The organism is Georgenia sunbinii, from assembly GCF_036421875.1.
Lineage (GTDB): Bacteria > Actinomycetota > Actinomycetes > Actinomycetales > Actinomycetaceae > Georgenia_B > Georgenia_B sunbinii.
The window spans coordinates 630,753-656,746 of sequence record NZ_JAZGOL010000003.1 but is presented as its reverse complement, the minus strand read 5'-3'; the positions used below and the strand labels follow the sequence as shown (position 1 = coordinate 656,746).

At 71.9% G+C, this 25,994-nt stretch carries 26 protein-coding genes; 11 read left to right on the top strand and 15 right to left on the bottom strand.

The features are described from left to right. Positions 1-1,143, bottom strand: a complete 1,143-nt coding sequence (locus tag V2J52_RS10875; protein WP_331227705.1) for a glycosyltransferase family 4 protein — start codon at positions 1,141-1,143, stop codon at positions 1-3. Positions 1,144-1,345: 202 nt separating this feature from the next. Here V2J52_RS10875 and V2J52_RS10870 point away from each other — a divergent pair, with 202 nt between their 5' ends. Beyond that, on the top strand, positions 1,346-1,861 hold the full coding sequence (locus tag V2J52_RS10870) for an aromatic ring-opening dioxygenase LigA (protein WP_331227704.1): 516 nt from the start codon (positions 1,346-1,348) through the stop codon (positions 1,859-1,861). A gap of 90 nt (positions 1,862-1,951) precedes the next feature. Here V2J52_RS10870 and V2J52_RS10865 read toward each other — a convergent pair whose 3' ends face one another. Both V2J52_RS10865 and V2J52_RS10860 read right to left on the bottom strand, forming a co-directional pair. After that, the gene (locus V2J52_RS10865; protein WP_331227703.1) at positions 1,952-2,182 is read right to left on the bottom strand and encodes a hypothetical protein; all 231 of its coding nucleotides are present in this window, start codon (positions 2,180-2,182) and stop codon (positions 1,952-1,954) included. Then, positions 2,179-3,762, bottom strand: coding sequence for a PspC domain-containing protein (locus V2J52_RS10860; RefSeq protein WP_331227702.1), 1,584 nt, complete (start codon positions 3,760-3,762; stop codon positions 2,179-2,181). The genes V2J52_RS10865 and V2J52_RS10860 overlap by 4 nt, the downstream gene beginning before the upstream one ends. 146 nt (positions 3,763-3,908) lie before the next feature. Between V2J52_RS10860 and V2J52_RS10855 the strand changes: the two genes are divergently transcribed. Further along, entirely contained in the window at positions 3,909-5,180 is a 1,272-nt protein-coding gene (locus tag V2J52_RS10855) for an ATP-binding protein (protein WP_331227701.1), read from the top strand. Continuing rightward, positions 5,177-5,854, top strand: coding sequence for a response regulator transcription factor (locus V2J52_RS10850; RefSeq protein WP_331227700.1), 678 nt, complete (start codon positions 5,177-5,179; stop codon positions 5,852-5,854). The genes V2J52_RS10855 and V2J52_RS10850 overlap by 4 nt, the downstream gene beginning before the upstream one ends. On the opposite strand, the gene V2J52_RS10845 is transcribed toward V2J52_RS10850, so the two are convergent. From V2J52_RS10845 to V2J52_RS10815, 7 genes are all read right to left on the bottom strand, one after another. Beyond that, positions 5,847-6,002, bottom strand: coding sequence for a hypothetical protein (locus tag V2J52_RS10845; protein WP_331227699.1), 156 nt, complete (start codon positions 6,000-6,002; stop codon positions 5,847-5,849). The genes V2J52_RS10850 and V2J52_RS10845 overlap by 8 nt on opposite strands. 64 nt (positions 6,003-6,066) lie before the next feature. Then, the gene (locus V2J52_RS10840; RefSeq protein WP_331227698.1) at positions 6,067-6,705 is read right to left on the bottom strand and encodes an OmpA family protein; all 639 of its coding nucleotides are present in this window, start codon (positions 6,703-6,705) and stop codon (positions 6,067-6,069) included. Positions 6,706-6,710: 5 nt separating this feature from the next. Then, entirely contained in the window at positions 6,711-7,364 is a 654-nt protein-coding gene (locus V2J52_RS10835; RefSeq protein ID WP_331227697.1) for a hypothetical protein, read from the bottom strand. A gap of 87 nt (positions 7,365-7,451) precedes the next feature. Beyond that, positions 7,452-8,720: a serine/threonine-protein kinase gene (locus tag V2J52_RS10830; RefSeq protein WP_331227696.1), complete on the bottom strand. Its 1,269-nt coding sequence runs from the start codon at positions 8,718-8,720 to the stop codon at positions 7,452-7,454. Next, positions 8,713-9,189: an RNA polymerase sigma factor gene (locus tag V2J52_RS10825; RefSeq protein ID WP_331227695.1), complete on the bottom strand. Its 477-nt coding sequence runs from the start codon at positions 9,187-9,189 to the stop codon at positions 8,713-8,715. Before V2J52_RS10825 ends, V2J52_RS10830 begins: the two co-directional genes overlap by 8 nt. A gap of 241 nt (positions 9,190-9,430) precedes the next feature. Then, positions 9,431-9,916 carry a DUF456 domain-containing protein gene (locus V2J52_RS10820; RefSeq protein WP_331227694.1) on the bottom strand — a complete coding sequence of 162 codons (486 nt, stop codon included), beginning with the start codon at positions 9,914-9,916 and terminating at the stop codon, positions 9,431-9,433. 15 nt (positions 9,917-9,931) lie between these two features. After that, complete coding sequence (locus V2J52_RS10815; RefSeq protein ID WP_331227693.1) at positions 9,932-10,276, bottom strand: hypothetical protein; 345 nt, start codon at positions 10,274-10,276, stop codon at positions 9,932-9,934. 98 nt (positions 10,277-10,374) lie between these two features. Here V2J52_RS10815 and pcrA point away from each other — a divergent pair, with 98 nt between their 5' ends. From pcrA to sucD, 6 genes are all read left to right on the top strand, one after another. Beyond that, entirely contained in the window at positions 10,375-12,888 is a 2,514-nt protein-coding gene (gene pcrA, locus V2J52_RS10810; protein ID WP_331227692.1) for a DNA helicase PcrA, read from the top strand. Between the two features lie 48 nt (positions 12,889-12,936). Then, positions 12,937-13,362 (top strand): hypothetical protein, encoded by a 426-nt coding sequence (locus V2J52_RS10805; protein ID WP_331227691.1) that lies wholly within the window; start codon positions 12,937-12,939, stop codon positions 13,360-13,362. A gap of 111 nt (positions 13,363-13,473) precedes the next feature. After that, a complete protein-coding gene (locus V2J52_RS10800) occupies positions 13,474-15,408 on the top strand; it encodes an acyltransferase family protein (protein ID WP_331227690.1) in 1,935 nt (644 codons plus the stop codon). A 121-nt stretch (positions 15,409-15,529) separates the two neighbouring features. After that, a complete protein-coding gene (locus V2J52_RS10795) occupies positions 15,530-16,468 on the top strand; it encodes an aldo/keto reductase (protein WP_331227689.1) in 939 nt (312 codons plus the stop codon). A gap of 163 nt (positions 16,469-16,631) precedes the next feature. Further along, the gene (gene sucC / locus V2J52_RS10790) at positions 16,632-17,792 is read left to right on the top strand and encodes an ADP-forming succinate--CoA ligase subunit beta (protein WP_331227688.1); all 1,161 of its coding nucleotides are present in this window, start codon (positions 16,632-16,634) and stop codon (positions 17,790-17,792) included. 15 nt (positions 17,793-17,807) lie between these two features. Continuing rightward, a complete protein-coding gene (sucD, locus tag V2J52_RS10785) occupies positions 17,808-18,728 on the top strand; it encodes a succinate--CoA ligase subunit alpha (RefSeq protein ID WP_331227687.1) in 921 nt (306 codons plus the stop codon). Positions 18,729-18,783: 55 nt separating this feature from the next. Here sucD and V2J52_RS10780 read toward each other — a convergent pair whose 3' ends face one another. Continuing rightward, the gene (locus tag V2J52_RS10780; protein ID WP_331227686.1) at positions 18,784-18,906 is read right to left on the bottom strand and encodes a hypothetical protein; all 123 of its coding nucleotides are present in this window, start codon (positions 18,904-18,906) and stop codon (positions 18,784-18,786) included. Positions 18,907-18,956: 50 nt separating this feature from the next. Here V2J52_RS10780 and V2J52_RS10775 point away from each other — a divergent pair, with 50 nt between their 5' ends. Then, a complete protein-coding gene (locus V2J52_RS10775; protein WP_331227685.1) occupies positions 18,957-20,246 on the top strand; it encodes a cell division protein PerM in 1,290 nt (429 codons plus the stop codon). Between the two features lie 25 nt (positions 20,247-20,271). On the opposite strand, the gene V2J52_RS10770 is transcribed toward V2J52_RS10775, so the two are convergent. The 4 genes from V2J52_RS10770 to V2J52_RS10755 are packed head-to-tail and all read right to left on the bottom strand — an operon-like array spanning position 20,272 to position 23,586. Continuing rightward, a complete protein-coding gene (locus V2J52_RS10770) occupies positions 20,272-21,306 on the bottom strand; it encodes a hypothetical protein (RefSeq protein WP_331227684.1) in 1,035 nt (344 codons plus the stop codon). Next, positions 21,299-21,925 carry an ATP-binding cassette domain-containing protein gene (locus V2J52_RS10765; protein ID WP_331227683.1) on the bottom strand — a complete coding sequence of 209 codons (627 nt, stop codon included), beginning with the start codon at positions 21,923-21,925 and terminating at the stop codon, positions 21,299-21,301. The genes V2J52_RS10770 and V2J52_RS10765 overlap by 8 nt, the downstream gene beginning before the upstream one ends. Positions 21,926-21,943: 18 nt before the next feature. Further along, positions 21,944-22,990 carry a peptidoglycan-binding domain-containing protein gene (locus V2J52_RS10760; protein WP_331227682.1) on the bottom strand — a complete coding sequence of 349 codons (1,047 nt, stop codon included), beginning with the start codon at positions 22,988-22,990 and terminating at the stop codon, positions 21,944-21,946. Between the two features lie 44 nt (positions 22,991-23,034). Further along, entirely contained in the window at positions 23,035-23,586 is a 552-nt protein-coding gene (locus V2J52_RS10755) for a hypothetical protein (protein WP_331227681.1), read from the bottom strand. A 618-nt stretch (positions 23,587-24,204) separates the two neighbouring features. Here V2J52_RS10755 and V2J52_RS10750 point away from each other — a divergent pair. Next, complete coding sequence (locus tag V2J52_RS10750; protein WP_331227680.1) at positions 24,205-25,494, top strand: ISL3 family transposase; 1,290 nt, start codon at positions 24,205-24,207, stop codon at positions 25,492-25,494. The last annotated feature ends 500 nt before the right edge of the window (positions 25,495-25,994 follow it).

Genomic DNA, 25,994 nt, shown 5'->3' with positions numbered 1-25,994 from the left:
TCAGCCGATGAGCGACCGGGCACTGCGGTAGAGCCCGGTCGCCTCGGCGAGCACCGCCGGCCACTGGGTGGGCGGCGGCACGGCGTAGTTGTGCGCGAGGATCCGGTGGAGCAGGGCGCGGTCGCGCACGAGCTGGACGACCGCCGCGCTGAGCGCGTCGTCGTCGTGGGCCAGCAGCCCGTCGACCTCGTCGACGAGGAGCTCGGCAGCGCCGGACTGCGACCGCGACACGATCGCCAGGCCGGCCGCACGCGCCTCCTGGACGGCAACCGAGAACGCGTCGTCCACCCCGGGGGCGAGGTACACGTCGGCGGTCCGGTAGAGCTCGATGAGGGCGGGCAGCTCGAAGCGGCCGGGCAGCCGTAGCCACGACTCGGCGCCGGCGGCCCGGACCAGGGTGCGGGCGGCCTCGAGCTGGGGGCCGACGCCCGCCAGCGTCACCTGCAGCCGCCCGGCGACGCCGTCGGCCCGGTGTGCGCGCAGCAGCGCGCGGACCAGCTCGAGCATCCGCTTGCGCGGCGCGAACCGGCCGGCGGAGACGGCGTGCAGCGGCCGGTCGACCGACTCGGGGCCGAGGGCCTGCCGGGTGCGCCACAGCGGGATGTCGACGCCGTTGCGCAGCACCCCGACCTCGGCCCGCCCGCCCGAGGCGCGCCGCACCGGCCGGGCGGCGAGCTCGGAGACCGCGGTGAGCACGATCGGCCACCGGGACCAGCCGACGGCGCGGTCGAGCGCGGCGTACAGCGGGATCGCGGTGCGCGGCCGCCACACGCTGTGCACCGTGACGATCCCGGCGATGCCGCGTGCGACGGCGAGCGGGATGATCGCCTGCGTCGTCGGCGTCACGCCACCGACATGGAAATGGACGACGTCGGGTCGTAGCCGGTCCAGCAGCTCGCGGGCGTGCGGCAGCGGCCAGCCGTGGATCGGGAGGTTGCCCGGGACGCGTGCGGTGAGGCGGAAGACCGGTACGCCGTCGTCGACGTCGAGGCTGCGACCGTGCTGCCCCGGGTGCGCGGCGGTGGAGGTGAGGACGAAGGACTCGTCGCCGGCGTTGCGCTGGTGCCAGGCCAGCCGGTGGACCTGGGTCTGGATCCCACCGAGCGACGGTCGGTAGGAGTCGGAGACGTGGAGCACGCGCATCTACTGATAGTTCCAGGTTTCCGCAGGGTGGCGAACCGCTGCGTGGCGGTGTGTCACAGGTAACACCCGCCGAACGGCACTCCCGGCGCTGCTCGGGACCATCGGCCCAGGTCGCGGGCCACCGGTTTGCCAGAATTGTCCACAGGAGCCCAGCGGGGCTCACTGACACGGCAGGCCAGCTGCCGACGCCGAAAGGAACACCATGACCACCGCAACGCGCAGCACGGGAATCGCGAAGCTCGCCGGGATCCTCGCCCTCGTCGCCGGGATCATCTTCGTCCTCGCCGGGGGCGTCACCTGGGGGATGGTCACCAGCCAGCTCAAGGCCGAGGAGATCACCGTGCCGGCCGACGCCGCGTTCCTCGCCGGCGCCGAGGTCAAGGGCCCGTTCTCCGCCTTCGCGCAGGCCGACATCATCAACACCCACGCGCTCGCCGGCACCGAGGGGCGGACCTACGCCGAGCTCGGCGCGGCGATGAGCGAGGTGGAGCCCGGTAGCCCGGAGCACGAGGAGCTGCAGGCGCAGCGGAACTCGGTGATGAACGCCTCGTTCCTGCGGGCCTCGCTGTTCACCTCGGTGGTCTCCTACGGCGTCGCCGCCCTCGTCATCGGCCTGGGTGCGCTGCTCATCGTCATCGGCCTGGGCATGAACCAGCTCGCCAAGCCGGCGCCGGCCGTCGCCGGGCCGGTGCGTGAGCCGGTCCCCGCGATCGACTGATCGACTGATCGACTGATCGACGACGACGGACGGCGGNGGCGCCCCGGGTGGTCCGGGGCGCCGCCGTCCGTGGTCCGTGACCGGTCCGGCTCAGGGCGAGGGTGTGTCGTTCCGCGGCAGCAGCGCCTTGACGAGCAGCCCGACGCCCGCGACGACGAGCAGCACGATCAGTGACAGTTGCAGGTCGAGGCTGAGGCCCAGCCCGACGGCGAGGCAGCCGAGGCCGAGCATGGCGAGCACCGCTCCCCAGACGATGGTCCCGGTACGGGGACCGGACGTTTCGGTGATGACGGTGTACTTGTCGGGTCCGCTGGTGCTCATCGCTGCTCCTCGATGGTGATCTGGCCGAAGCCGACGTCGGTGGTGACGGTGATGTGGGGGGTGCCGGGCCGGGAGACCTCGACGTCGATCCCCACGCCGCCGGAGATGGTGTCGCGGCCGCCACGGTCGGTGGCGAGCCCGCCGTCGGCGAACCGGACCGTCCAGTCGTCGTCGAGCGGACCGACGACCTCGCCGGCGCCGATCTCGGCGTCGACCGTGACGCCGACGCCGTCCGGGACGATGATCGAGGCGTTGCCGAAGCCCACCTCGATGGGGATGGTGACGTCCTCGTCGATGTCGAGCTCGGTGAGGTCGACGACGAGCTTCCCCGCCCCGAGCGACCTGCCGGCGTCCGCCGCCTCGATCGTGGTGGGCGTGAAGCCCTGGTTGCCCAAGTTGCGCCAGCCGTCCGGGCCGATCCGGGTGAGGCCGGGGACGGTCGCGACGATCAGCGCGGCCGGCACGACGACGACCGCGACGACGACGGCCAGCCCGCCGAGGCCACCCTGCCGGCGGCCGAGCGCGCCGCTGAGGACGACGCCGAGACCGAGGACGGTCAGCACGGCGCCGCCGACGAGCAGCCACACGTTGCCGTCGAGCACGTCGACGTGGTCCGCCAGCGCGAGGCCGGCCGCGGTGAGCAGGCTGACCGCGAGCACAGCGCTGGTGATCCGCGAACCCGGGCCCGGCACCACCCGGACCGGCGTGGGCGGGTCGGCCGGGGCAGGGGTGCCAGGGGACGGTGGACCGCCCGCGCCGCTCCAGCCGCCGGGGCCACCGGCGCCGTAGCCGCCGGAGCCGCCGTGGTCGCCGGCACCGTAGCCGCCGTAGCTGCCGTGGTCGCTGGGGCCGGTGGCGCCGGTCGCCGGGTCGGGGCCGCCGGCGTCGTACCCGCCGGATGTCTGGGCCGCGGCCCGGTCGGCGTCGTCGAGACGGGTGGTCTCGTCGAGCCCCGGGCCGTCGTGGCTGACCGTGGTGGTGCCCGCTGGTGCAGCGTCGTCGAGCCGGGTGGTGACCTCGGCGTCGTCGCGGCGTGCGGGGTGGACAGCGGTGGCGGACGGTCCGGTCTCACCGGTGAAGGGCATGGTGGTCTCCGTAGCTGGGGTGCTGGGTGGGACGTAGGGCGGCGCGGGTGCTGACTGGCGCTGGCTGTGGACGAGGAAGACGATGCCGGCGACGACCCCGACGACGAGGAGCCACGACAGCCCCCAGCCGAACGAGGCGTCCCACCAGAAGACCGGGTTGCTGACGCCGACGATGAAGAAGGCGCCGGCGCCGGCGAGGGCGACGTCGAAATGCCCACGGACCGCGGACTCCAGGTGGATGCGGCCGTCGGACGACTCCGGCAGCAGCGCCCAGGCCAGGCCGTACAGCAGCAGTCCGAGGCCACCGAAGAAGCCGGTGACGACGAACAGACCGCGCACGATGACCGGGTCGATCCGCATCCGGTGGGCGATACCGGCCGCGACGCCGCCGATCCAGCGGTCGTCGGTGCGCCAGATCCCGATGCGCCGGACCGAGGCGAAGAAGCCGGTCGGCGGTGCCGGAGCCGGCGGTGGGGGGCCAGGTGTCTCGTTCATGGCTCCAGCCAACCGGTCGGGACGTCCCGGCGGTATCGGGGACCACCCTGATCCGACCCTGGACCGCAGCCTGGGGCGCTCGGGGGTAGCCCCGGAAGGTGGCCGTCGGGCTACTCATGGCGCCCGCGCCGTGTGACGATCTAGCAGTGAGCGCGGCCACCGAACCAGGAGCAACCGTGCCGGCGCCGCCGGCACGGTTGCCGCTGCGACGGCCCAGCGCCGGACGGCGGGTGGGCGGCGTGTGCACCGGGCTCGCCGCGCACCTCGACCTGCCGCTCACCTGGCTGCGGTGGGGCTTCGTGCTCACCGTCCCGGCCCTGGGTGCGGGCGTGCTGCTCTACCTGTGGCTCTGGCTCCTCGTGCCCGCCGGTGACCCCGCCCTGGCGGCGGCGGACGACCGGCCGGTCGCCGCTGCCCGGCTCGCCCCGCGGCTGCGCAAGGTGACCAGCGAGGTCTCGCTGACCGACCTCGTCGTCGCCCTCCTGCTGCTGATGGCGGCGATCACCCTCGTGCTGTGGCGGGCAGGGGTGACGGTGCCCAGCCCGTGGCTCATGCCGGTGCTCGTGGTCCTCGCCGGCGCCGCGCTGGTGTGGAGCCAGCTCGACGCCAACCTGGGCGGGCGGTCATCGACCATGCGGTGGGTGGCGCTGTCCCGGGTGGCCGGCGGTCTGCTGCTCGCCACGCTCGGGATGGTGCTGCTGCTCGGCCGCGGCGACGGCGCCGGCCAGCTGGTCTCCAGCCTCGTCGCCGCTGCCGCGATCCTCATCGGCGCCGCGGTCGTGCTCGCCCCGCTGTGGCTGCGGCTAGTGCGGGACCTCGGCCAGGAGCGCGCCGCGCGCGCCCGGGAGGCCGAACGCGCCGACATCGCCGCGCACCTGCACGACTCCGTGCTGCAGACCCTTTCCCTCATCCGCAGCCGCGCCGACGACGCCGAGGCGGTCGCCAGGCTCGCCCGCGCCCAGGAGCGCGAGCTGCGCGAGTGGCTGTACGAGGACCGGCCCGCCGCCGGGACCTCGACGGCGGCGGCGATCCGGCAGGTGGCCGCCGAGGTCGAGGACCAGCACGGCATCGCGGTCGACGTCGTCACCGCCGGCGACCACCCGCCCGACGCGTCGACCGAGGCGCTGAGCTCAGCGACCCGGGAGGCGCTGCGCAACGCCGTCGTCCACGGCCGGCCACCGGTGTCCCTCTACGTGGAGGTCGGTGGCGGTGAGGTCACCGTGTTCGTCCGTGACCGCGGTGCCGGCTTCGACCCGGAGGAGGTCCCCGAGCACCGCCACGGGGTCCGCGAGTCGATCATCGGCCGGCTCCGCCGTCACGGCGGGCGGGCCACCATCCGGTCCGGCCCGGCCGCCGGCATCGAGGGCACCGAGGTCGTCCTCGCGATGCCGACCACCACCACCGAGGAGCGACCATGACCGCAGCAGCTCAGCCCGACCGGACATACCGCGTGGTGCTCGTCGACGACCACTCGATGGTCCGCACCGGCGTCCGCACCGAGCTCGCCGCGGTGGCGCCGGACGTCGTCGTCGTCGCCGAGGCGGTCGACGTCGAGAGCGGGATCGCCGCGGTGCGGCAGCACGTGCCCGACGTCGTGCTCCTCGACGTCCACCTGCCCGGTGGGCGCGGCGGCGGCGGGATCGACGTCATCGCCGGCTGCCAGGGGGTGGAGACGCGGTTCCTCGCGCTGTCGGTGTCCGACGCGAGCGAGGACGTCGTCGGGGTGATCCGGGCCGGCGCCCGCGGCTACGTCACCAAGGCGATCAGCCCGCGGGACCTGGCCGACGCGGTCCGCCGGGTGGCCGACGGTGATGCGGTGTTCTCCCCGCGGCTCGCCGGTTTCGTGCTCGACTCCTTCGGCACTGCGGCGGGTGACGTCGCCACCGGCGACGACGAGCTCGACCGGCTCTCGGCCCGGGAGCAAGAGGTCATGCGGCTCATCGCGCGCGGCTACTCCTACAAGGAGGTCGCCGCCGAGCTGTTCATCTCGATCAAGACGGTGGAGACCCACGTGTCCGCGGTGCTCCGCAAGCTCCAGCTGAGCTCCCGCTACGAGCTCACCCGATGGGCCGCCGTCCGCCGCCTCATCTGACCCAGCCAGCCCCCTTCTCCGCGAGAGCGGGATTGTCCGCGACAGCAGACTTGTCCCCGACAGCCGACTTGTCCTCGAGAGCAGACTTGTCCCCGAGAGCAGACTTGTCCGCGAGAGCGGGATTGTCCGCGAGAGCGGGATTGTCCACACGGATTCGTGTGGACAATCCCGCTCTCGCGGTTGGGGGGGGTTGGGGAAGGAGGGGGCTGGAGTCAGCCGGCGTAGACGATCTCCACGCGGCGGTTGGCGGCGTGGACCGCCGGCTCGTCAGGCTCGCCGGTCTCGGCGGGCGCGGTGTCACCGCGCCCCGAGACGTCCAGCCCGAGGTCGGGACGCTCGGCGCGCAGAGCCTGCGCCACCGCCTCGGCACGGTTCTCCGAGAGCTCCTGGTTGTCGAAGTCGTGGCCGACCGGCTGCTGGGTGTCGGTGTGGCCGACCACCTGGACGCTCGCGCCGTCGGGCACGTCCGCCACCAGGCTCGCGATCCGGCCGGCGGCGTTCGACGGCAGCTCCCAGGTGTTCTCCCGGAACAGCAGGTCGGTGGACAGCGAGATGGTGGTCTCGCCGTCCTCGCTGGACGTGTCGTCCCCGAGCGAGACGACGTGGTCGTCTGGGGCGAAGCGCAGGATGTGGCCGTCGACGGCGAAGGCACGGACCGAGTCGTGGAGCATCTGCTCGGTCACCCCGCCCTGGATCTCCGGCGGCGGTCCCTGGTCGCCGACGGCAGCGGCCGTCGCCGGGGCGGCGCCGATGACCGCCGCGACGGCGAGCGCGCCGGTGGCGATCGCCCCGGCGGCGCGCGTGCGCCGGTCGCGGCGGGCGCATGGGTGACGGTGCGCAGGGCTGGTCATCGGGCTCACCGCTCGATGGTGACGTCGTCGAACTCGACCGTCCCGACGCCGACGCTGATGGTGTCGATGTCGTCCTCCGGAGCGGCGAAGTATCCCCAGTAGTGCAGGGTCTGGCCGCTGCTGACCTTCGGGTCGGCGTTGACGGTGCCGGTGGCCCACTCGGTGCTCCCGTTGACGCTCAGCACGGTGTACTGCTTGAGGTTCTGGCGGTCATTGAGCACCGGCATGAGCTTGCTTCCCCCGTTCATCTCGTAGATCCCGTACGTGTCGTCACCGTTGAACTCCGGGGTGAAGGACAGCTCGAGCAGCATCGTCTCGCCGTCCACCCGCAGCGAGTGCAGGCCGACGGTCGCGGTCGCCTCCGCCCGCTCGTCGGCGCCCGGGAGGGCGTACGTGATGGTGTCGATGGCGTCCGCGGGGCCGACCGGCCCCTGGGCCGCTGGCTGCTCGCTGTCGTCGTCACCTGCGTCCTCGGTCGGCTTCTCCTCGGGGCCTGCCGGTTCCGGGGCAGACGGCGCCGTCACCGGCGACGAGGACGGCGACGACGATGCGGCCGGCTCGAACTCAGCGGTCGCGTCGTCGCCGCAGGCGGTTAGGGAGCCGACGGCCAGGGCCGACAGCACGATCGCGGTGATCGAGCGGCGGGTGGGGGTCTTCATGGTTCTCGCTCTCCAGCGTGGGGTATCGGGTCGTACATGAGTCGGCCGTGGCGGGCACGGAGTTGCACCCAGGCGGTGTGACCTGCGTCACTCCTGGACGGTGAGGTGGTGGGCGGTCTCGAGCTCGGTGCCGTCCGGGGCGCGGGCCCGCAGGACGACGACGGCGTCGCCGGGGGAGCGCGCGGTCACCGTGACCGTGGGCTCGTCGAGGACGTGCTCGCCGGTCGGCAGCGTCCACACCCAGCTCTCGACCCCGCTGGTGACCGCGGTGAAGGTAGCCGGGGTGGCGACCGTGACCTCGGCGGGTCCGTCGACCGCCACCGCGGCTGCTCCGGCGGAGGCCGGCGGGCCGGCGGCGAGCTGGAGACCGACGACGACGCCGACGATGACGCCGAGCAGCAGGGTGGCCAGCGCGCCGACCACGGTCCGCCGTCGTCGTGGCCGGGCGGCGCTGCGGTCGGCGGCCGCAGCGTCAGCAGGGGGCGACGTCGACGGCGAGTGGTCGACCGTCGGGTCCGGCTCGGCAACGCCCGCCGGGACCGGCTCGGGCGAGGCAAGCGCGCCCTCGACGTCGGCGAGCCAGGCCGCGACGTCGGGGTGCCGGTCGGCCGGCTGTTGCGCGGTGCTGCGGTCGAGGGCGGTGAAGAGCTCCCCCGGCAGCCCGGTCCGCGACGGCTCGCCGCACATCCACCGCAGCAGGGTGGACATCGCCCACAGGTCGGCGCGGGTGTCGACCACGCCGGGGCCGTCCTGCTCGGGCGGGCGGAAGCCCGAGGTGCCGCCGGCGACGGTCAGGCCGGAGTTCAGTGCGAGGTCCTTGCACATGCCGAGGTCCGCGACGACCAGCCGCTCGCCGGGTGCGACGACGTCGGCCCGGGGCCCGGCGTCGAGGACGGTGTCAGCCGGCGTCGCCGGTACCGAAGTGAGCAGCACGTTGCCGGGGCTGAGGTCCCGGTGGACGAGCCCGGCGCGGTGCACCGCCTCGAGAGCGGCGGCCAGCGATCGCGCGGTGACGAGCACGTCGGCACGGCTCGGGGTCCACCCCCGGGCGCGCAGCGCGGCGACCCTGCCGGCCAGCGTCCCGCGGTCGGCGTGCTCGAGGACGAGGTACGGCTGCTGCCGGTCCGACTCGCCGATGTCGTGCACCGTGACGACGTGCGGGCTGGTCACCCGCCGGATGCTGCGGCCCTCGGCGATGAATCGCTCGCGCACCTCGGGGTTGAGACTGTGGTTCTCGGCGAGCACCTTGACGACGACGACGTCGTCGAGCCGCTCGTCGACCGCGCGGTGGACGGTGGCGAAGGAGCCGACCCCGATGACGCCGTCGAGCCGGTACCGCCCCATCCGCTCAGTCATCGGCGCGCTCGAGAGTGCTGTCGAGGCCGAGCCCGGACCCGGAGCCGCGCAGCGTCGCGGCGACGAGGGCACGGCCGCGGGAGACCTGCGACTTCACGGTGCCGATGCTGCGGTCGAGCCGCTGGGCGATCTCGTCGTAGGTCAGGCCGCCGAGGTCGCGCATCGTCACCGGGTCGCGGTAGAGCTCCGGCAGCGACGCCAGGGCGGCGCGCACCGTGGCGCGGGTGGCGATCATCGAGCTCATCCGTTCGGCCGGGCCGAGGTCGTCCGGCGGCAGCGGGGACGTGGCGCGCTGCCGGCGCAGGTGGTCGACCACGCGGTGGCGCACGATGCGGTGGACCCAGGTCGTGATCTTCGAGGAGCCGCGGAACGAGCCGATGGATGCGGCGACGGAGATGAGCGCGTCCTGCGCGACGTCGTCCACGGCCGCCTCGTCGAGGAGCGCGGCCCGCGCGAAGCGGCGCACCACCCCGGAGGCGTCGAGCCGCTCGACGAGCAGCTCGACGGCGAGCGCGGACCCCTCGCCGTCGGTCGCCGCCAGCCGAGCGAGCTCGTCGAGGATGTCGGCGTCATCGATGGGGTGGCCGGCCAGGACGTGTCGCGCCTCCAGTGGGCCACCGACGACGACGGCGCGGTGCAGCGTCCCGGGCGGCGGCCCGTCTTCCCCCGTGGTTACGGGGTCAGGCTAGCCGGAAATCAGTGGACGCCGGTCAGGTCTGCCACATGCCGATGAGGAGAGCGCCCGTGGCGATGAGGGCGCCGCTGAGCTCGACGAGGATCGCCAGCCCGGTGGCCTTCATGGCGAGCCAGGTCGCGGCCCGGGCCTTGCGCTGGTCGCGCAGCCGGACGCTCTCCGCGGCGTAGACACCGGCGACGAAGCCGATCGGCAGGCCGATGACCGGGATGACGAAGAAGCCGACGACCCCGACCACCGCGCCGATGACCAGGGTGCGGGCCGGGACGCCGCCGCGGCCGAGGTAGCGCCCGGCGAGGAGGTACTTGCCGACCTCCGCGCCGATGACCGCGACCGCGGCGACGATGCCGACCGTCAGTCCGACGTCACCACCGGTGACGAAGGACCAGACCAGGACGGCGGCGAGCACGAGCAGCCCGCCGCCGGGCACCACCTGGACCACCGTCCCGATGATCCCGATGATGACGACGGCGACAACCAGTACCTCGCCCAGGGCGCCCATCGTCGTGGTGGCCCCTCAGGACCAGAGCACCGCGATGGCGATGTTCACCACGGTGAGGCCGGCGATGGCGCCGACCGCACCGCTCGTGGGGCCGTCCTTGCGGCGGCCGGCCAGGATGACCAGCACCGTGACGATGGCGGCGATGACGAGCTTGATGCCGATCTTCATGTGGTTGATGTCGGTGTCCAGCGCCGCCTCGGCGACCCCGACCATGAGGATGCCGGTGACGAGTGCGGTGAGCGCGCCGTGGAGGACACCGGGGGCGATGCGCGGCTTGCGGATGTTGGTGACGGTGCCACCGAGCACGATCGCCCATCCCACGAGGTGCAGCACGAGCAGGACGTTGTAGAGGATTGTCATGGTCACCAGCCTAGTTGGCCGGCGCCGCGCCCACGGCGGCCGGTGGCTGTGGACCCGGTGCCCCGGTGTCGGAGGCAGCGCTTAGGCTGGACGGTGATATGACCTCACTGTTCGACAATCTCCCGCTGCCCGGGCTCGACCGGCTGGCGCCGCTGCCCGCGGCGGTGCCGCCCCGTGACGACGACTCCTCCTGGGCGTTGCAGGAGCCGCCGCAGGAGCAGCGCGCCCAGGCACCCGGGCCACGACCCGAGGACCTGCTCGAGGGCCTCAACCCCCAGCAGCGCGCCGCGGTGGCGCACGAGGGCGGCCCGTTGCTCATCGTCGCCGGCGCCGGGTCGGGCAAGACCCGGGTGCTGACCAACCGGATCGCCTACCTGCTGGCCACCGGCCGCGCACGTACCGGGGAGATCCTCGCGATCACCTTCACCAACAAGGCCGCCGCCGAGATGCGGGAGCGGGTCGTGGACCTCGTCGGCCCCGGCGCGAGCCGGATGTGGGTCTCCACCTTCCACTCGGCGTGCGTGCGCATCCTGCGGCGCGAGCACGCCGCCCTTGGGCTGCGGTCGAGCTTCTCGATCTACGACGCCGCCGACTCCCAGCGGCTGATGACCCTCGTCATGCGCCAGCTCGACCTGGACCCCAAGCGGTTCCCGCCCAAGGCGTTCTCGCGCAAGGTGTCGGACCTGAAGAACGAGCTGGTCGATCCCGATGCCTACGCCGCCACGGTCAATGACGCGAACCCGTTCGACTCCGCGCTGGCGCAGGCCTACCGGGAGTACGACGCCCGGCTGCGGCAGGCTCACGCGCTCGACTTCGACGACATCATCATGCAGACGGTCAACCTGCTGCAGGCGTTCCCGCACGTCGCCGAGCACTACCGGCGCCGGTTCCGTCACGTGCTCGTCGACGAGTACCAGGACACCAACCACGCCCAGTACGTGCTCATCCGTGAGCTCGCCGGCGTGCCGGTGGACCCCGCCGACGCCGCGCCGGGCACGGCCTCGGCGATCGAGCCGGCCGAGCTGACCGTCGTCGGTGACGCCGACCAGTCGATCTACGCCTTCCGCGGCGCCACCATCCGCAACATCCTCGAGTTCGAGGCGGACTACCCGCGGGCGACCACCATCCTGCTCGAGCAGAACTACCGCTCCACCCAGACCATCCTCACCGCGGCCAACGCGGTCATCTCCCGCAACCCGGACCGGCGGGCGAAGAACCTGTGGACCGACAGCGGCGACGGGCCGCAGGTCGTGGGGTACGTCGCGGACTCCGAGCACCAGGAGGCGCGGTTCATCGCCGAGGAGGTCGACCGGCTCGGCGACACCGACGGCGTCCGGCCGGGCGACGTCGCCGTCTTCTACCGCGCTAACGCCCAGTCCCGCGCCCTGGAGGAGGTGCTCGTCCGGGTCGGCATCCCCTACAAGGTGGTCGGCGGCACGCGCTTCTACGAGCGCCGCGAGATCAAGGACGCGCTGGCCTACATGCGGGCGGTGGCCAACCCCGACGACGCCGTCAACCTCCGCCGGATCCTCAACGTGCCCAAGCGTGGGCTGGGGGAGCGGGCCGAGGCGATGCTCGCCGCGCACGCCGAGCGGGAGCGGATCTCCTTCGGGGGCGCCATCGAGCACGCCTCGGCGGCCGACGGTGAGGCACCTGAGGTGCTCGGCCTCGCCTCCCGCGGCCGGGGCCAGGTGCGCGTCTTCCACGAGCTGATGACCGGGCTGCGGGACATGCTCGCGTCCGGTGCGTCCCCGGCCGAGGTGCTCGACGCCGCGCTCGACCGTTCCGGCTACCTCGCCGAGCTGCGCGCGAGTGAGGACCCGCAGGACGCCTCCCGGGTGGAGAACCTCGCCGAGCTGCACGCCGTCGCGGCCGAGTTCAGCGAGCTCGACCCGGACGGCGACCTCGGTGACTTCCTCGAGCGGGTCGCGCTCGTCGCGGACTCCGACCAGATCCCCGACGACGACGCCGCCGACCAGGGCCAGGTCACCCTCATGACCGTGCACACCGCCAAGGGCCTGGAGTTCCCGGTCGTGTTCGTCACCGGCCTGGAGGACGGCACCTTCCCGCACCAGCGGTCGCTGTCGGCGGAGGCCGAGCTGGCGGAGGAGCGCCGGCTGGCGTACGTCGCGCTCACCCGCGCCCGCGAGCGGCTCTACCTCTCGCGCGCCGCGGTGCGCACGGCGTGGGGGATGCCCCAGCAGCTGCCGCCCAGCCGTTTCCTCGGTGACATCCCCGAGGAGCTGCTCGACTGGCGTCGCGCCGAGGCGTCGATGGACTCGCTGCGGACCGGCGGCTTCGGCGGCTGGGGCGGCGGCGGCGCGCGCAGCGGCGGCGAGGACCGCTCCGGCTCCCGCAACGGGCCGGTGGTGCGAACGACGCGTCGCGCGGAGCCGGCCGAGACGGCGCCGAGCTTTGGCAAGGGCAAGGCGCGCCCGGCCGGCGACACCGCCGGGCTCGACGTGGGCGACAAGGTCACGCACGACTCCTACGGCGTCGGCACCGTCGTCGCGATGGAGGGTGCCGGCGCGAGCGCGGTCGCCAAGATCGACTTCGGCGGCGGACAGCTCAAGCGGCTGCTGCTGCGGTACTCCCCGGTGACCAAGCTCTGAGGACGTAGGATCTCGCCAAGCGTCCCCTGCGAAGGTGAAGGTCTCGACATGGTCCGGATACTTGTGCGCGCGTTGGTGTTCTTCGGGTCGGCGGCGCTCGGCCTGCTCGCCGCCTCCCTCATCCTCGACGGCGTGAACGTCACGGCGTCCGGCTTCATCGTCACCGCGGTGATCTACGCGGTGGCGCAGAGCGTGCTCTCGCCGTTCCTGTACAAGCTCACCTTCGCCAACGCCCGGGCATTCCTCGGCGGGATCGGCATCGTGTCGACCTTCGTGGCGCTGCTCGTCGCGAGCCTGCTGGGCAGTGCGCTCACCATCACTGGCGGCCCGGGGACGTGGGTGCTCGCGGCGCTCATCGTGTGGCTGGTGACCGCGGTCGCGACCCTCCTGCTGCCGTTCGCCCTGGTGAAAGCCGGGGTGCAGTCGGCCCGGGACGACGGCAAGAAGGACCGGGCGCCGGACCACATGGGCTGACGCCGTCCCCGCGTCTGGCCGGCCACCACGGCCGACGACGCGGCGCGCCTCCCACCACCGCCGGTGCTGCCGTCCTAGATTTCGCGGCAACGCGACTGTCGAGGAGGGCGCATGGCCACCGTCGCCCCGCCGCGGCCCGCTCGCACCGGCAGCCGGCCGACGGGCCGGACCGGCGCAGCAGCCGGCAGCGACCCCCGGTCAGGGCACATCCACGGCCTGGACGGGCTGCGGGCGATCGCCATCGTCGCCGTCCTCGTCTACCACCTGCGCCCGACGGCGCTGCCCGGCGGGTTCCTCGGCGTCGACGTCTTCTTCGTGCTCTCCGGCTTCCTCATCACCACGCTGCTGCTGCGGGAGATCGGCCGCAAGGGCCGGATCGACCTGCCGCGGTTCTGGCTGCGCCGTGCCCGCCGGCTGCTGCCCGCGCTGGTCAGCGTCGTCGTGCTCAGCATCAGCGTCGCCTGGCTGGTCGGCGGCGACCTCCTCGTCGACATCGGGCGCCAGGCGCTCGGGGCGCTGACCTTCTCCAACAACTGGCTGGAGATCGGCGCCGACTCCAGCTACTTCGCCCGCACCTCGCCGCTGCTGTTCGTCAACTTCTGGTCGCTGGCCATCGAGGAGCAGTTCTACCTGCTCTGGCCGATCGTGCTCGTCGTCGTGCTGGCGATGACGACGACGGCGCGTCAGCGGATCCGGTTCGCGGTCATCGTCGCGGCAGCCTCGGCGATCCTCATGGCGGTGCTGTTCAGCCCCGGCGAGGACGCCACGCGGGTGTACTACGGCACCGACACCCACCTGTTCGGGCTGCTCGTCGGGGTGGCGCTGGCGTTCACCTGGGCGGCGCCGCGCAGCTGGCTGCACGCCCCCGGCTGGCTGCGGTGGCGGCTGCCCGCAGGGGTGGTGGCGCTGGCCGGGCTAGGCTGGCTGATGACGGTGCTGACCGCGGAGTCGGCGGTGACGTTCCGCGGCGGGATCCTGGCGGCGAGCGTGCTCACCGCAGTGGTGCTCGCCTCGCTGCTGGGGCCGGGCTCGGTGCTGGTGCGCGCGATGCAGCTGCGGCCGCTCGAGTGGCTTGGGCAGCGGTCCTACGGCATCTACCTGTGGCACTGGCCGGTCATCCTCATCGTCACCGAGGCGCTGCCGGCGACCACCTACGACTCGGCACTGCGCTGGGTGACCCGCGGCGCCGCGCTCGTTCTCACCCTGGTGGTGGCGGCGGTGTCCTACCGCTGGCTCGAGCAGCCGGTGCGCGAACGTGGGTTCGTCGGTGCGTGGCGGCACTGGGGCGCCTCGATGCGCAGCGTGCGGCCGTGGCTGCCGCTCGCCGTGGCCGGCGCGGTGCTCGTGCTGGTCGCGACCACCGCGGTCGCGGTCAGCACCGCGCCGTCGACCTCCAGCACCCAGCAGCAGCTCGAGGCGAACGAGCAGCTCGTCGCGGCCGCCGACTCAGCGGCCGACGTGCCCGACGCCACGCCCGCCGACGTCAGCTGGGACGAGCCGACCGGCAGCGAGATCACCGGCTTCGGAGACTCGATCATGGTCACCAGCGCCCACGGGCTCACCTTCCGGTGGCCGGAGATCGCGCTGGACGCCCAGTCCAACCGGCAGTGGCCCGACGCGCTCGCTGCCGTCCGGCAGGCGGTGGCGGCCGACACCGTGCGCCGCGCCGTCGTCCTCGACTTCGGGACCAACGCGGGGGTGGGCGAGCCGGACGTCGTCCGCGCCACCCTCGACGCCCTCGGGCCCGGCCGGATGGTGGTCGTCGTCAACCTCTACGGCGGCAGCCACTGGATCCCGGAGGCCAACGCGGCGCTCGAGGAGATCGTCGCGGACTACCCGAACGCGATCATCGCCGACTGGTACAGCGCGATCGACGCCGACCCGGGCCAGCTGCAGTCCGACGGCATCCACCCCGACATCGACGGCGGGCACCTGTACACCGACGTCGTCGCGGGGGCGTTCGAGGAACTGACAGAGCGGCTCGGCGGGGAGCTGCTGCCGGTGGAGGACGTCACCGAGCAGCCGGTCGACGCCACCGACGGCTGATCCGGACGAGCCGCACGGTGGAATAGCACCTGGCCCCGCCGACTTGTCGCTCACAGGGGACGCGCGTCCCCACCCGCAACCCCTGGAAGGAACATCTGTGCCCCAGACGACCGTTTCCGCAGTGCCCGTCGGAACCTCCGAGCTCAGCGTCTACCCGCTGGGCCTGGGGACCAACACCTTCAACCGCCCCGACGCGCCCGGCGAGTTCCACACCGTGCTCGACGGCTTCGTCGAGCGGGGCGGGAACTTCATCGACACCGCGGACATGTACTCCTACTGGGTGCCGGGCAACACCGGCGGCGAGTCGGAGAGCGTCATCGGCCAGTGGGTCGCCAGCCGCCGGAACCGGGACGACGTCGTCATCGCGACCAAGGTGTCGGGCAAGCCGGACATGCTCGGGCTCGCCCCCGCGACCGTCACCCGCGGCGCCGAGGACTCGCTGCGGCGCCTGCAGACCGACTACATCGACCTTTACTACGCGCACTACCAGGACGACGAGACGCCGATCGTCGAGAGCGCCGCAGCTTTCGACGCGCTCGTCACGGCGGGCAAGGTCCGTGCCGTCGCGCTGTCGAACTTCAGCCCGCAGGCCATCGACGAGTGGTTCCGGGTCTCTCGCGAGAACGGCTTCGCTCTGCCCGTGGCGCTCCAGCCCCGCTACTCGCTCGTCGCCCGCGGCTACGAGACGGAGCTGCTGGCGAGCGCCAAGCGCCACGAGATGTCGGTCTTCCCGTACCAGGTGCTCGCCGGCGGCTTCCTTACCGGCAAGTACCGCACCGAGGCCGACCTCGAGGGCCGTGCCCGCGCCGGCGCGGTCGAGGGCTACCTCACCCCCGAGGGGCTCGGCGTCGTCAGCGCGCTGGACAAGGTCGCGGCGGAGCACGGCACTGACGCCGCCTCGGTGGCGCTCGCCTGGGCGTCGGCCGACGGCAAGATCACCGCGCCGCTGGCCGCCGCGACGAGCACCGAGCAGCTCGACCAGCTGTTCGCCGCCGCCGCGCTGACGCTGGCTCCCGAGGAGGTTGCCGCCCTCGACGAGGCATCGGTCACCTTCGTGTAGTCGACCGGCTGCGGGCCGGGCGCCGAGCCGCGCGGTTGTGCCGGTTGTGGGCCCAACCCCACGCTCGGCGCCCGGTCCGCGAACGGCCGGGTCGGGCGGTATGGTGTTCGAAGATGTCTCGAAGTCGAGGCATTCGCCGGACGTAAACGAGAGGACTCACCGGGTGGACCTTTTCGAGTATCAGGCACGTGACGTGTTCGAGAAGCACGGCGTCCCTGTCCTTGGCGGCATCGTTGCGACGACGCCGGCCGAGGCACGGGTAGCCGCGGAGCAGCTCGGCGGCGGCACGGTCGTCGTCAAGGCCCAGGTGAAGACCGGGGGCCGGGGGAAGGCGGGCGGCGTCAAGCTCGCCCACAGCCCCGAGGAGGCCGAGGCCCACGCCACGGCGATCCTCGGCATGGACATCAAGGGCCACACCGTGCACCGCGTGATGATCGCCGAGGGTGCGAAGATCGCTGAGGAGTTCTACTTCTCGGTGCTCCTCGACCGCGCCGAGCGCCGCTACCTGGCGATGGCGAGCGTCGAGGGTGGCATGGAGATCGAAGAGCTCGCGGTCGAGCGGCCGGAAGCTCTCGCCCGGATCGCCGTCGACCCGATCGTGGGCATCGACGCCGCCAAGGCGCAGGAGATCGTCGCCGCGGCCGGCTTTGCCGCCGACATCGCCGACGAGGTCGCGAGCACCATCCAGAAGCTGTGGACGGTCTACGCCGAGGAGGACGCCACCCTCGTCGAGGTCAACCCCCTCGTGCGCACCGAGGACGGCGCGATCGTCGCACTCGACGGCAAGGTCTCGCTCGACGAGAACGCCTCGTTCCGCCAGCCCGACCACGCCGCGCTCGAGGACAAGGACGCCGCGGACCCGCTGGAGGCCAAGGCTAAGGCGCTCGACCTCAACTACGTCAAGCTCGACGGCCAGGTCGGCATCATCGGCAACGGCGCGGGCCTCGTGATGAGCACGCTCGACGTCGTCGCCTACGCCGGCGAGAAGCACGGCGTCGGCCCGGCGAACTTCCTCGACATCGGTGGTGGCGCCAACGCCGAGGTGATGGCCAACGGCCTCGACGTCATCCTCGGCGACGCGCAGGTCAAGAGCGTGTTCGTCAACGTCTTCGGCGGTATCACCGCCTGCGACGAGGTCGCCAACGGCATCGTGCAGGCACTGGGGATCCTCGGCGACGCGGCCACCAAGCCGCTCGTCGTGCGGCTGGACGGCAACAACGTCGTCGAGGGGCGGCGCATCCTCACCGAGGCCGCGCACCCGTTGGTGACCATGGTGGACACGATGGACGACGCCGCGGCCAAGGCCGCCGAGCTCGCGAAGTAAGGGGACCGGACCATAATGTCGATCTTTCTCAATGCCGACTCGCGCGTCATCGTCCAGGGCATGACGGGGGCCGAGGGCCAGAAGCACACCCGCCGGATGCTCGGCTCGGGTACCCAGATCGTCGGGGGCGTCAACCCCCGCAAGGCCGGCACCACCGTCGACTTCGACGTCGAGCCCATCGGGCCCGGCGCGGAGTCGCGCGAGGCCGGCACGGTCAGCGTCGCTGTCTACGGGACCGTCGCCGAGGCCAAGGAGGCCACCGGCGCCGACGTCTCGGTCATCTTCGTGCCGCCGGCCTTCACCAAGGCCGCGGTCGTCGAGGCCGTCGACGCCGGGATCCCGCTCGTCGTCATCATCACCGAGGGTGTCCCGGTCGCCGACACCGCCGAGTTCTTCGCCTACGCGCAGAGCAAGGGCGTGCGCCTCATCGGTCCGAACTGCCCCGGCATCATCAGCCCCGGCAAGTCGAACGTCGGCATCACGCCGGCCGACATCACCGGGCCGGGCAAGATCGGGCTGGTGTCCAAGTCGGGCACGCTCACCTACCAGATGATGTACGAGCTGCGTGACATCGGCTTCACCACCGCCATCGGTATCGGCGGGGACCCGGTCATCGGGACCACGCACATCGACGCGCTCGAAGCCTTCGAGGCCGACCCCGACACCGAGATCATCGTGATGATCGGTGAGATCGGTGGCGACGCCGAGGAGCGGGCCGCGGAGTTCATCAAGACCAACGTGACCAAGCCGGTCGTCGGATACGTCGCCGGCTTCACCGCACCCGAGGGCAAGACCATGGGCCACGCCGGCGCCATCGTCTCCGGGTCCTCGGGCACCGCCGAGGCCAAGCATGTCGCCCTCGAGGCGGCCGGCGTCAAGGTTGGCAAGACTCCGAGCGAGACCGCGCGTCTGGCCCGGGAGATCCTCCAGGGCTGACGCCCTCGCACGACCGGCCGCCGTCCTCGCCCACCGGGCAAGGACGGCGGCCGTGTCATTTCCCGACGACGGTGTCGACAATCCCGCTGTCGGTGACAAGTCTGCTGTGGGTGACAAGTCTGCTGTCGGCGACAATCCCGCTGTCGGCGGGGAAGGGGCGGCGCGGGGCGGGCGACACGCCGGGTGGGTAGCGGGGGATCGCACTGCCGGGCACGGACGATGGGAGCGATGTCCACGTCAGCCACCGCCCGGGTGATCGGCCCCACCCGGCGCGCACCCCGCGTGCCCGAGGCCTGGCTGCGGGCCACCCTGGCGGGAGTCGAGGCCGCCCTCATCGGCTGGCTGCTCGTCGTCGTCCCCACCGTCGCCGCCTACGTCGCGACCGCGGCCGCCCCGGTGCTCGGGGAGGCGAGCTGGGTCGACGCCGCCGTCGTCGGCACCGGCATCTGGTTGCTCGGCCACGGCGCCACCGTCGTCATGGTCGGCAGCGGGGTGGTGTCGCTGGCCCCGCTGGGCCTGTCGCTGGTGAGCGTGGGCCTGATCTACGGCGCCGCCCGCCGCGCACGGCTGCGCAGCCACGCCACCGCCGCATTCACCCTGGGCGGCTACCTCGTGTGCGTCCTCGGCATCTCCGCGATCGTCCCCGGCCCCGCCGGCCGGGTCGGGATCGCCGCCACCGCAGTGGTGATGGCGGCCGTGGCGCTGCAGCTGGCGCTGTGGCGCTCGCGCGCCCTGCCACCGTCCTGGTGGGTGCGGCTGCGCAGCCGGCTGCCGGACCTCGTCGCGTCCGGGGTGCGGGCGGGCATCGGCGCCGTGGTGGCGCTGCTGATCGTCGCGACCGTGCTGACGGTCACCGCCCTCGTCCAGGGGGTGGTGACGGTCCTCGAACTGCACGAGGCACTGGAGGTCGGGCGTCTCGGGACGGTCGCGCTCGTGCTCGGGCAGCTGGCGTACCTGCCGACCGCCATCGTGTGGGTGCTCGCCTGGCTGGTCGGCCCCGGCTTCGCCGTGGGGGCCGGCACGGTGTTCAGCCCGACCGAGGTCGTCGCCGGCCCGCTGCCGGCGGTGCCGATGCTCGGTGCGCTGCCCGCGCCCGGCTCCCCGGACCTCGGCTGGTGGATCCTCGTCGGGATCGCCGTCGGCGCGGGCCTGGGCGGCTGGTTGCACCGGCAGCGGTTCGAGGCGGTCTGGTGGCGCGCCGCGCTCAGCGGGGTGGTGGCCGCCGCGGTGGCCGCCGTCGTCGTCGCGCTGCTCACGCAGGCCGCCGCCGGGTCGATCGGCCCGGGCCGGATGGCGGTGGTCGGCGCGTCCCCGCCGGCGGTCGCTGGTGCGGTGGCCTGGCAGCTGGCACTGGGTGCCGTCGTCGTGCTGCTCGCTGCCCACCCGCAGGTGCATGCCGGTGTCGCGGCCGGCTACCGGGCGCTGCGCCGCCAGGCCACGGGGCTACGCCGCGGGGACGCCTCGGCCGACGAGGACGACCACGACGCCGAGCGTCGCGTCGCCCCCTCGGCTGACTGACGCACCGACCATGAAGGTGCCCGGACTAGCGATCCTTGGCGAGCTCCGTCGGACGGCGCAAAGCAAGGTCAGCGGTAGCGATCAGGGTGACGGTGGCCCACGTCCCCGCCAGCACGGCGCCCCACAGGGCGGGGGTAGCGGGCGCGAGGACGTGTTCGTGCAGGGCGATCCCCGCGAGGGTCGCCGAGGTCGCGGCGATGCCGGTGACCAGCAGGCTCTCAAGGGCGATGAGTGCGAGCAGCGAGCGTGAGGACGTGCCGGACAGGCGGTAGACGGCCAGCTCACTCGCCCGTAGTCGGTAGGTGATCGACGTGGCCACCGCTCCGAGGACGCCGAGCAGGACGGGGAGAAATCTGCTGGGTCGGTCCAGGAAGGTCTGCACCGGGTCATGCGTCGCGCGGAGCATTTCGCCTCCGGTGACCTGGCCGCCGGTGATGTGCAGGGTGCCGACGTGCGTCCTGGCGACGTCCTCGAGGGTGACTAACGGGTCGAGCACGACGGTGCAGCGTTCGACCTGTGCGTCGTCGGGGCGCAGTGGCACGGTCAGCGCGTGCGCGCTGCTCATGCCCTCGCGCTGGGGCGCGGCCGGGAGCGCGTCGAGCACCTCGCCGCCGATGATCACTCGAGAGTGTGCCGATGGCGGTCGATCGAGCAGTCCGGAACCGACCAGCACGTCGGTCTCGCTGAGCTGGGGAAAGAGCGTGCTCGAGGCACGCTGGGTGATGACGTCCGCGCCGATCGGGATCCCTGACTGGTTCGCGGTGGGGATGATCGCCCCTGCTGCCAGCACGCCGGGCTGATCGGCGAGGCGTTCGCAGGAGGCACGCGTGATCAGCGCGGGGGCGTCGCCGCCGGACAGGTAGCTCACCACGCCTCGCCCTTGTTGGGCGAGGTCATCGAGCTCGGCCCGCATCGAGCTGGTCTCGACAGCGAGGAAAGCGACGTAGCCGGAACCGAGCACGACGGCGAGCAGGACGACGGGCAGCAGCCGCGCCGAGCGCCCGAGTACGTTGTGGAAGGCTTCGCGCGCGAGGTCGCTCAGCCGCCAGCCGTCACGCATGGCGGGCTACCTCGCCGCGTAGCGGGACGATGGCGTCGGCGGCGTCCACCAGGACGGGATCATGCGTTGCGACGATGATCGTGGCCTCGGAGACCAGCCCAGCGAGGATCTGCGCCACGAGCTCGGTGTTGGCCCCGTCGAGGTTGGCCGACGGCTCGTCGGCGAGGATCAGCGCCTTGCCGGAGGTGAGCGCCCGGGCCAGGGCGAGACGCTGCAGCTCGCCGCCGGACAGCCGCCGCGCCTGGTGGTCGACACGGTCGGAGAGCCTCACCTGCGCCAGGGCTGCGCGTGCGCGGGCGGTCGCCGCCGGCATCGAGTGTCCGGCAGCCAGTGAGGCGAGCCGGACGTTGTCGAGCACCGTGCGCCGGCCCAGGGCGTTGGAGCCCTGTGGCACCCAGGCGACGAACTGCGCGGAGGGCGGCTGCGGTGTGGTCGCTCCGGCTGGGTGGTGCTCGACGCGGCCGGCGGCCAGCGGTTGATGGCCCGCGATCGCGGCGAGCAGCGATGACTTGCCGCTCCCCGAGGGACCGACGAGTGCGGTGACCTGGGCAGGCTCGAAGGTGGCCGAGAGCCCGGAGAACACGGTGATGCCACCGAAGGCGATGGCTGCGTCGACCACTCTCACTCGCACGGTCGATCACCCGCACCGAGTGCCCGACGGCGCCTGCGCGACGTCGCGCAAGACCTCCTGCCCGACGAGGTCCGCGTCGACGAACACGGTAGCGACCTCGTTGCTCGGCTGGACGACGTCGAGGCGCCGTGGTTCGACGTCATCGTTGGCGCCGTCGCTGAGGAGCACACACGTCGTGCCGTCGTCGTCGACCTGTACGGCCGTTGACGGCACGATGCCGCGTGGCAGCGGCTCCTGGAGGGCAAGGATCGCACCGCGGTAACGAGTGACGCCGGCCCCCTCATCCGCAACGCGCTCGAGCGATCCCGCGGCGGCCCCGTCCTCGAGGGCGGCGGCGAGGGTGGGCAGCTCATGATCGCTCGGCGCCGTGCTCGACAGCGGTACCGCGGAACTACCCAGGTGTAGGGCGACGGGCTGCTGGGCCAACGCCTGGAGACTGCCGTTGGCGCTGATCGAGTCCATGGTCAGCGTCTCGGCGGGCTGCTCGCCACGTGCCACCGGCATGTCCAGCTCCACCCGCCCACCCAGACCGACGAGGTACTCGGTCACCTCCCGCATGCCGTCCTCGACCCGTGCAACGTACGAGAGGCGGAACCGTCCGTCCTCCGGCACGCCGAGGCGATCCTGCAGGCTCCGGACTGCCTTGCGGGTTGCCGTTCCGTAGCGGTCGTCGACCTGCCCCTCGTCCATGAGGTCCAGTGCGGCGAGGTAGCGGCCGAGCGCGTCGACGTCCTCGCCGCGGTCCCCGACCTCGAGGTCGCGCCACAGGGGCGGTCCGCGGTAGACGAGCACTGGAACACCGTCGACGGCGTAGAGCTCCTCGCCGAGCTCGACCGGCCCGGGGGCGGGGAGCGAGGAGACGATGCCACTCACGGGGGACTGGACGGTGGCTGCCTCGGCGTAGACGACGACGACCTCGACAGCGGTACGGGCGTCGGCGACACGGCTGCCGACCTCGACCACCGTTGGCTGTGGCGGCGCGACGCTGCGCTCCTCGTTCGCGCCCGCGAGCGGGAATGCGATGACGACGGCAACGACTGGTACGGCCCACAAAAGGACGATCGGTAACAGCCGTGCCCAGCCGCGTGGCTGCGAGGTCAAAACTGGCGTCCGAGCTCTGCTTCACACGCGGCGAAGTCCAGTCCGGCTTCCGAGAGCAACTGCTCGGCCTCGGCAACGGTGGTGGCGGTGGCCAGGCCACGCTCACTCAGGCAGTAGTTAACCGTGTAGATCCGATGCATGTCATCACGGTTCATGATCTGCCACTCAGAGTCGACGAACCAGTACTCGCGAAAGTTGCACTCTTCCTCGACGCCGGCGTCGACTGCCTCGGCCGGTACCCCGAAATGCCAAACAACCCCCACGAGCTCGATGCTATGGATTTCGTAGCCTTCAGCACTCAAGCAGGCGCGGTACCTTTCGAAGCCGGCGTTGTACTCCTCTTGGGTCACCTCACCGTCGATGAGCGCCTCACGCTGCTCCGGGCCAGTTCGGTTGAGATCGTGGTCTACGTTGAAGGTGAACTGTCGTTCGATATCCTTGATATCGGCACTTTCGTCCGCGTCACCCCCCGACGCGCAGCCAGCGAGTGTTAGTGCCGCCGCAGCGAGCGCAGCCAGCGGCCGAGTTGCAATGGGAACCTCAGGCATAGGTGGTGAAGGTCCCGGTGCCATTTCCGTAATGTTGCGCTCTCGTCGTGTTGTTTGCTTGTCGGAGAGCGAAGGAGTTTGCGCCAGTGTCGGTCGTCCAGCTTGTCCATGAGGCTCCGCCCATGTGTGAGTAGTAGTTGCGTACTCCAATCTGGCCGCAGTTCTGGTACGAGCTGGTCTGAGCAGCGCTCGTGTTGGATGCTCCCCACACCTCGCCGCCACCGCTGCAGTAATGGGAATCGAGTCCAGCTGCTGCCGGTGCTGCCGTTGCGGTCACCAATCCGACCGCGAACATTCCCGCCAGGGGTGCGGACGCGGCTCTACTTCGGTTTCGCATAGTACTGCCCCTGCGCTCGTCATTGAGGGCCCTCATCAAGTTGAGGGTGTCATGCCAGGCTATGGCATGTGTGCGCCACTGGCAATGGAACTAACGGTGGATACAAGATGCTCCAGCGTGGTGCGGGGTCCGTGCAGGTTGTCAGCATGCCCGAAGACGAGTTTGCGGGCTCTCCGTGGTTCGTGGTGAAGGTGTCCAGCGCGTCGTAGATGTGTGAGGGCTCGTGGCCCTGCTGTGATGGGTGTTGTCGAGACATCCACCAGACAGAGGACCGCGAGCCTGTGAACGAGCCTACGGGCTCGCGGCGTGATGCTGCGAGCCCGATCTTCAACCTGCCCGACTACCGCGTCATCGAGGCCCTGGACGTGCCCGAGGGCGGGCGCCGGGTGGTGATCGAGTCGACCTTTCCGCCGGGCTGCCCGGACTGCGGGGTGGTGGCCCAGCGGGTCCACTCGCGTCGGCTCCAGCGGGTGCGGGACGTGCCCGTGGCCGGTGCGGTGGAGGTGGTGTGGGCCAAGCGGCGCTGGTTCTGCCAGGAGGGCCTCTGCGCGCGGGGCACGTTCGCCGAGGCCACCGACCAGGTCCCCCGGTTCGCCCGCTCGACAAGGCGGCTGAAGGACCACCTCGTGGCGGCGGTGATCGACTCGGGCCGGGCGGCGGCAGAGGTGGCCCGCGCTCACCGGGTCTCGTGGTGGCTGGTGCAGTCGGCACTGACAGCGGCCGCGGCGGTGTCCGTGCCCGACGTGGACCAGCTGGTGGTGCGCCGGCTGGGCATCGATGAGCACCGCTACCGCTCGGTGCGCTGGTTTCGTGACGAGGCCGGCGGGTGGCGGCGGTTCGAGCCGTGGATGACCACGCTCGTGGACATCACCACCGGCCAGGTCCTGGGCATCGTGGACGGCCGGGGCCCCGCGGTGGTGGGCCGGTGGCTGGCCGACCGCTGCCAGCAGTGGCGCGAGGGGGTGGAGGTGGTGGCGATCGACCCCTCGGCCGCGTTCCGCAAGGCAGTGCGTAACCACCTGCCGCGTGCGGCTGTGTCGGTGGACAAGTTTCACCTGGTCAAGCTGGCTAACGACATGGTGACCTCGGTTCGCCAGCGCCTGGCTCGTGAGCAGCACGGGCGCCGTGGCCGCAAGAGCGACGCGTCCTGGGCTCACCGCACCCTGCTGCTGCGCGGGGCCGACACGCTCTCCCCTCGGGCCTCGGCGCGCCTGCAGTGGGTGTTCCGCGAGGATGATCCGACCGACGAGCTCGGCGCCGCCTGGGGTGTCAAGGAGCAGCTGCGCCGGCTGCTGAACGCCGAGACACTGGCCCAGGCCGGGGAGGAGCGGATGCGGCTGGGCCACTACGTCCAGGTCGCCCGTATGCCCGAGACCGACCGCCTCTACGACACCGTTGTGACCTGGTGGGAAGCCATCGAGGTGCTCATCGTCACCGGTGGCACCACCGCGAAGGTCGAGAGCACGCACGCCGCCATCAAGAACATCAAACGCACCGGACGCGGCTTCACGAACTCCGCCAACTACAGGGCACGTATACTCCTGACCAGCGTCGCGAGAGCAGTGGCGTGAACGCCGATCACAACAGGTCGTTCACCACGAACCGCGAAGAGCACTCTTCGCACCCATAACGACATCCTCTCCCGCCAGGCAAACCTGGCCGGCTCAGATGTCCACCAAACGGGGTCAACCTCACCAGCGAAATATCCCTGACATCTGGGGAATCAATCTCGACGAGGCGGCACAACTCTCTCGTGCTGCGATTCTCATGGCCGACGCGATTCGTGAGGCGCTCCGGCCAGGTGGACTCAACATCATCCAGTCCAACGGCGAGGCCGCGACGCAGACGGTGGGGCACTCCACGTACATCTCGTGCCGCGGTGGACGGACGACACCATGGGGCCGGTCGATCATCCTCAGGCTGGACGGGGGCCGCAGCACCCCGTTGCGGCACGCGCAACTGTCCGAAACGCAGCTTCCCGAGGGGGCGGCTAGATACGCTATGATCGTCCTATATTATACCCTCGACGATCGAGTAGGCCGTCGCGAATTCAGGGCTCACTATAGTCTGG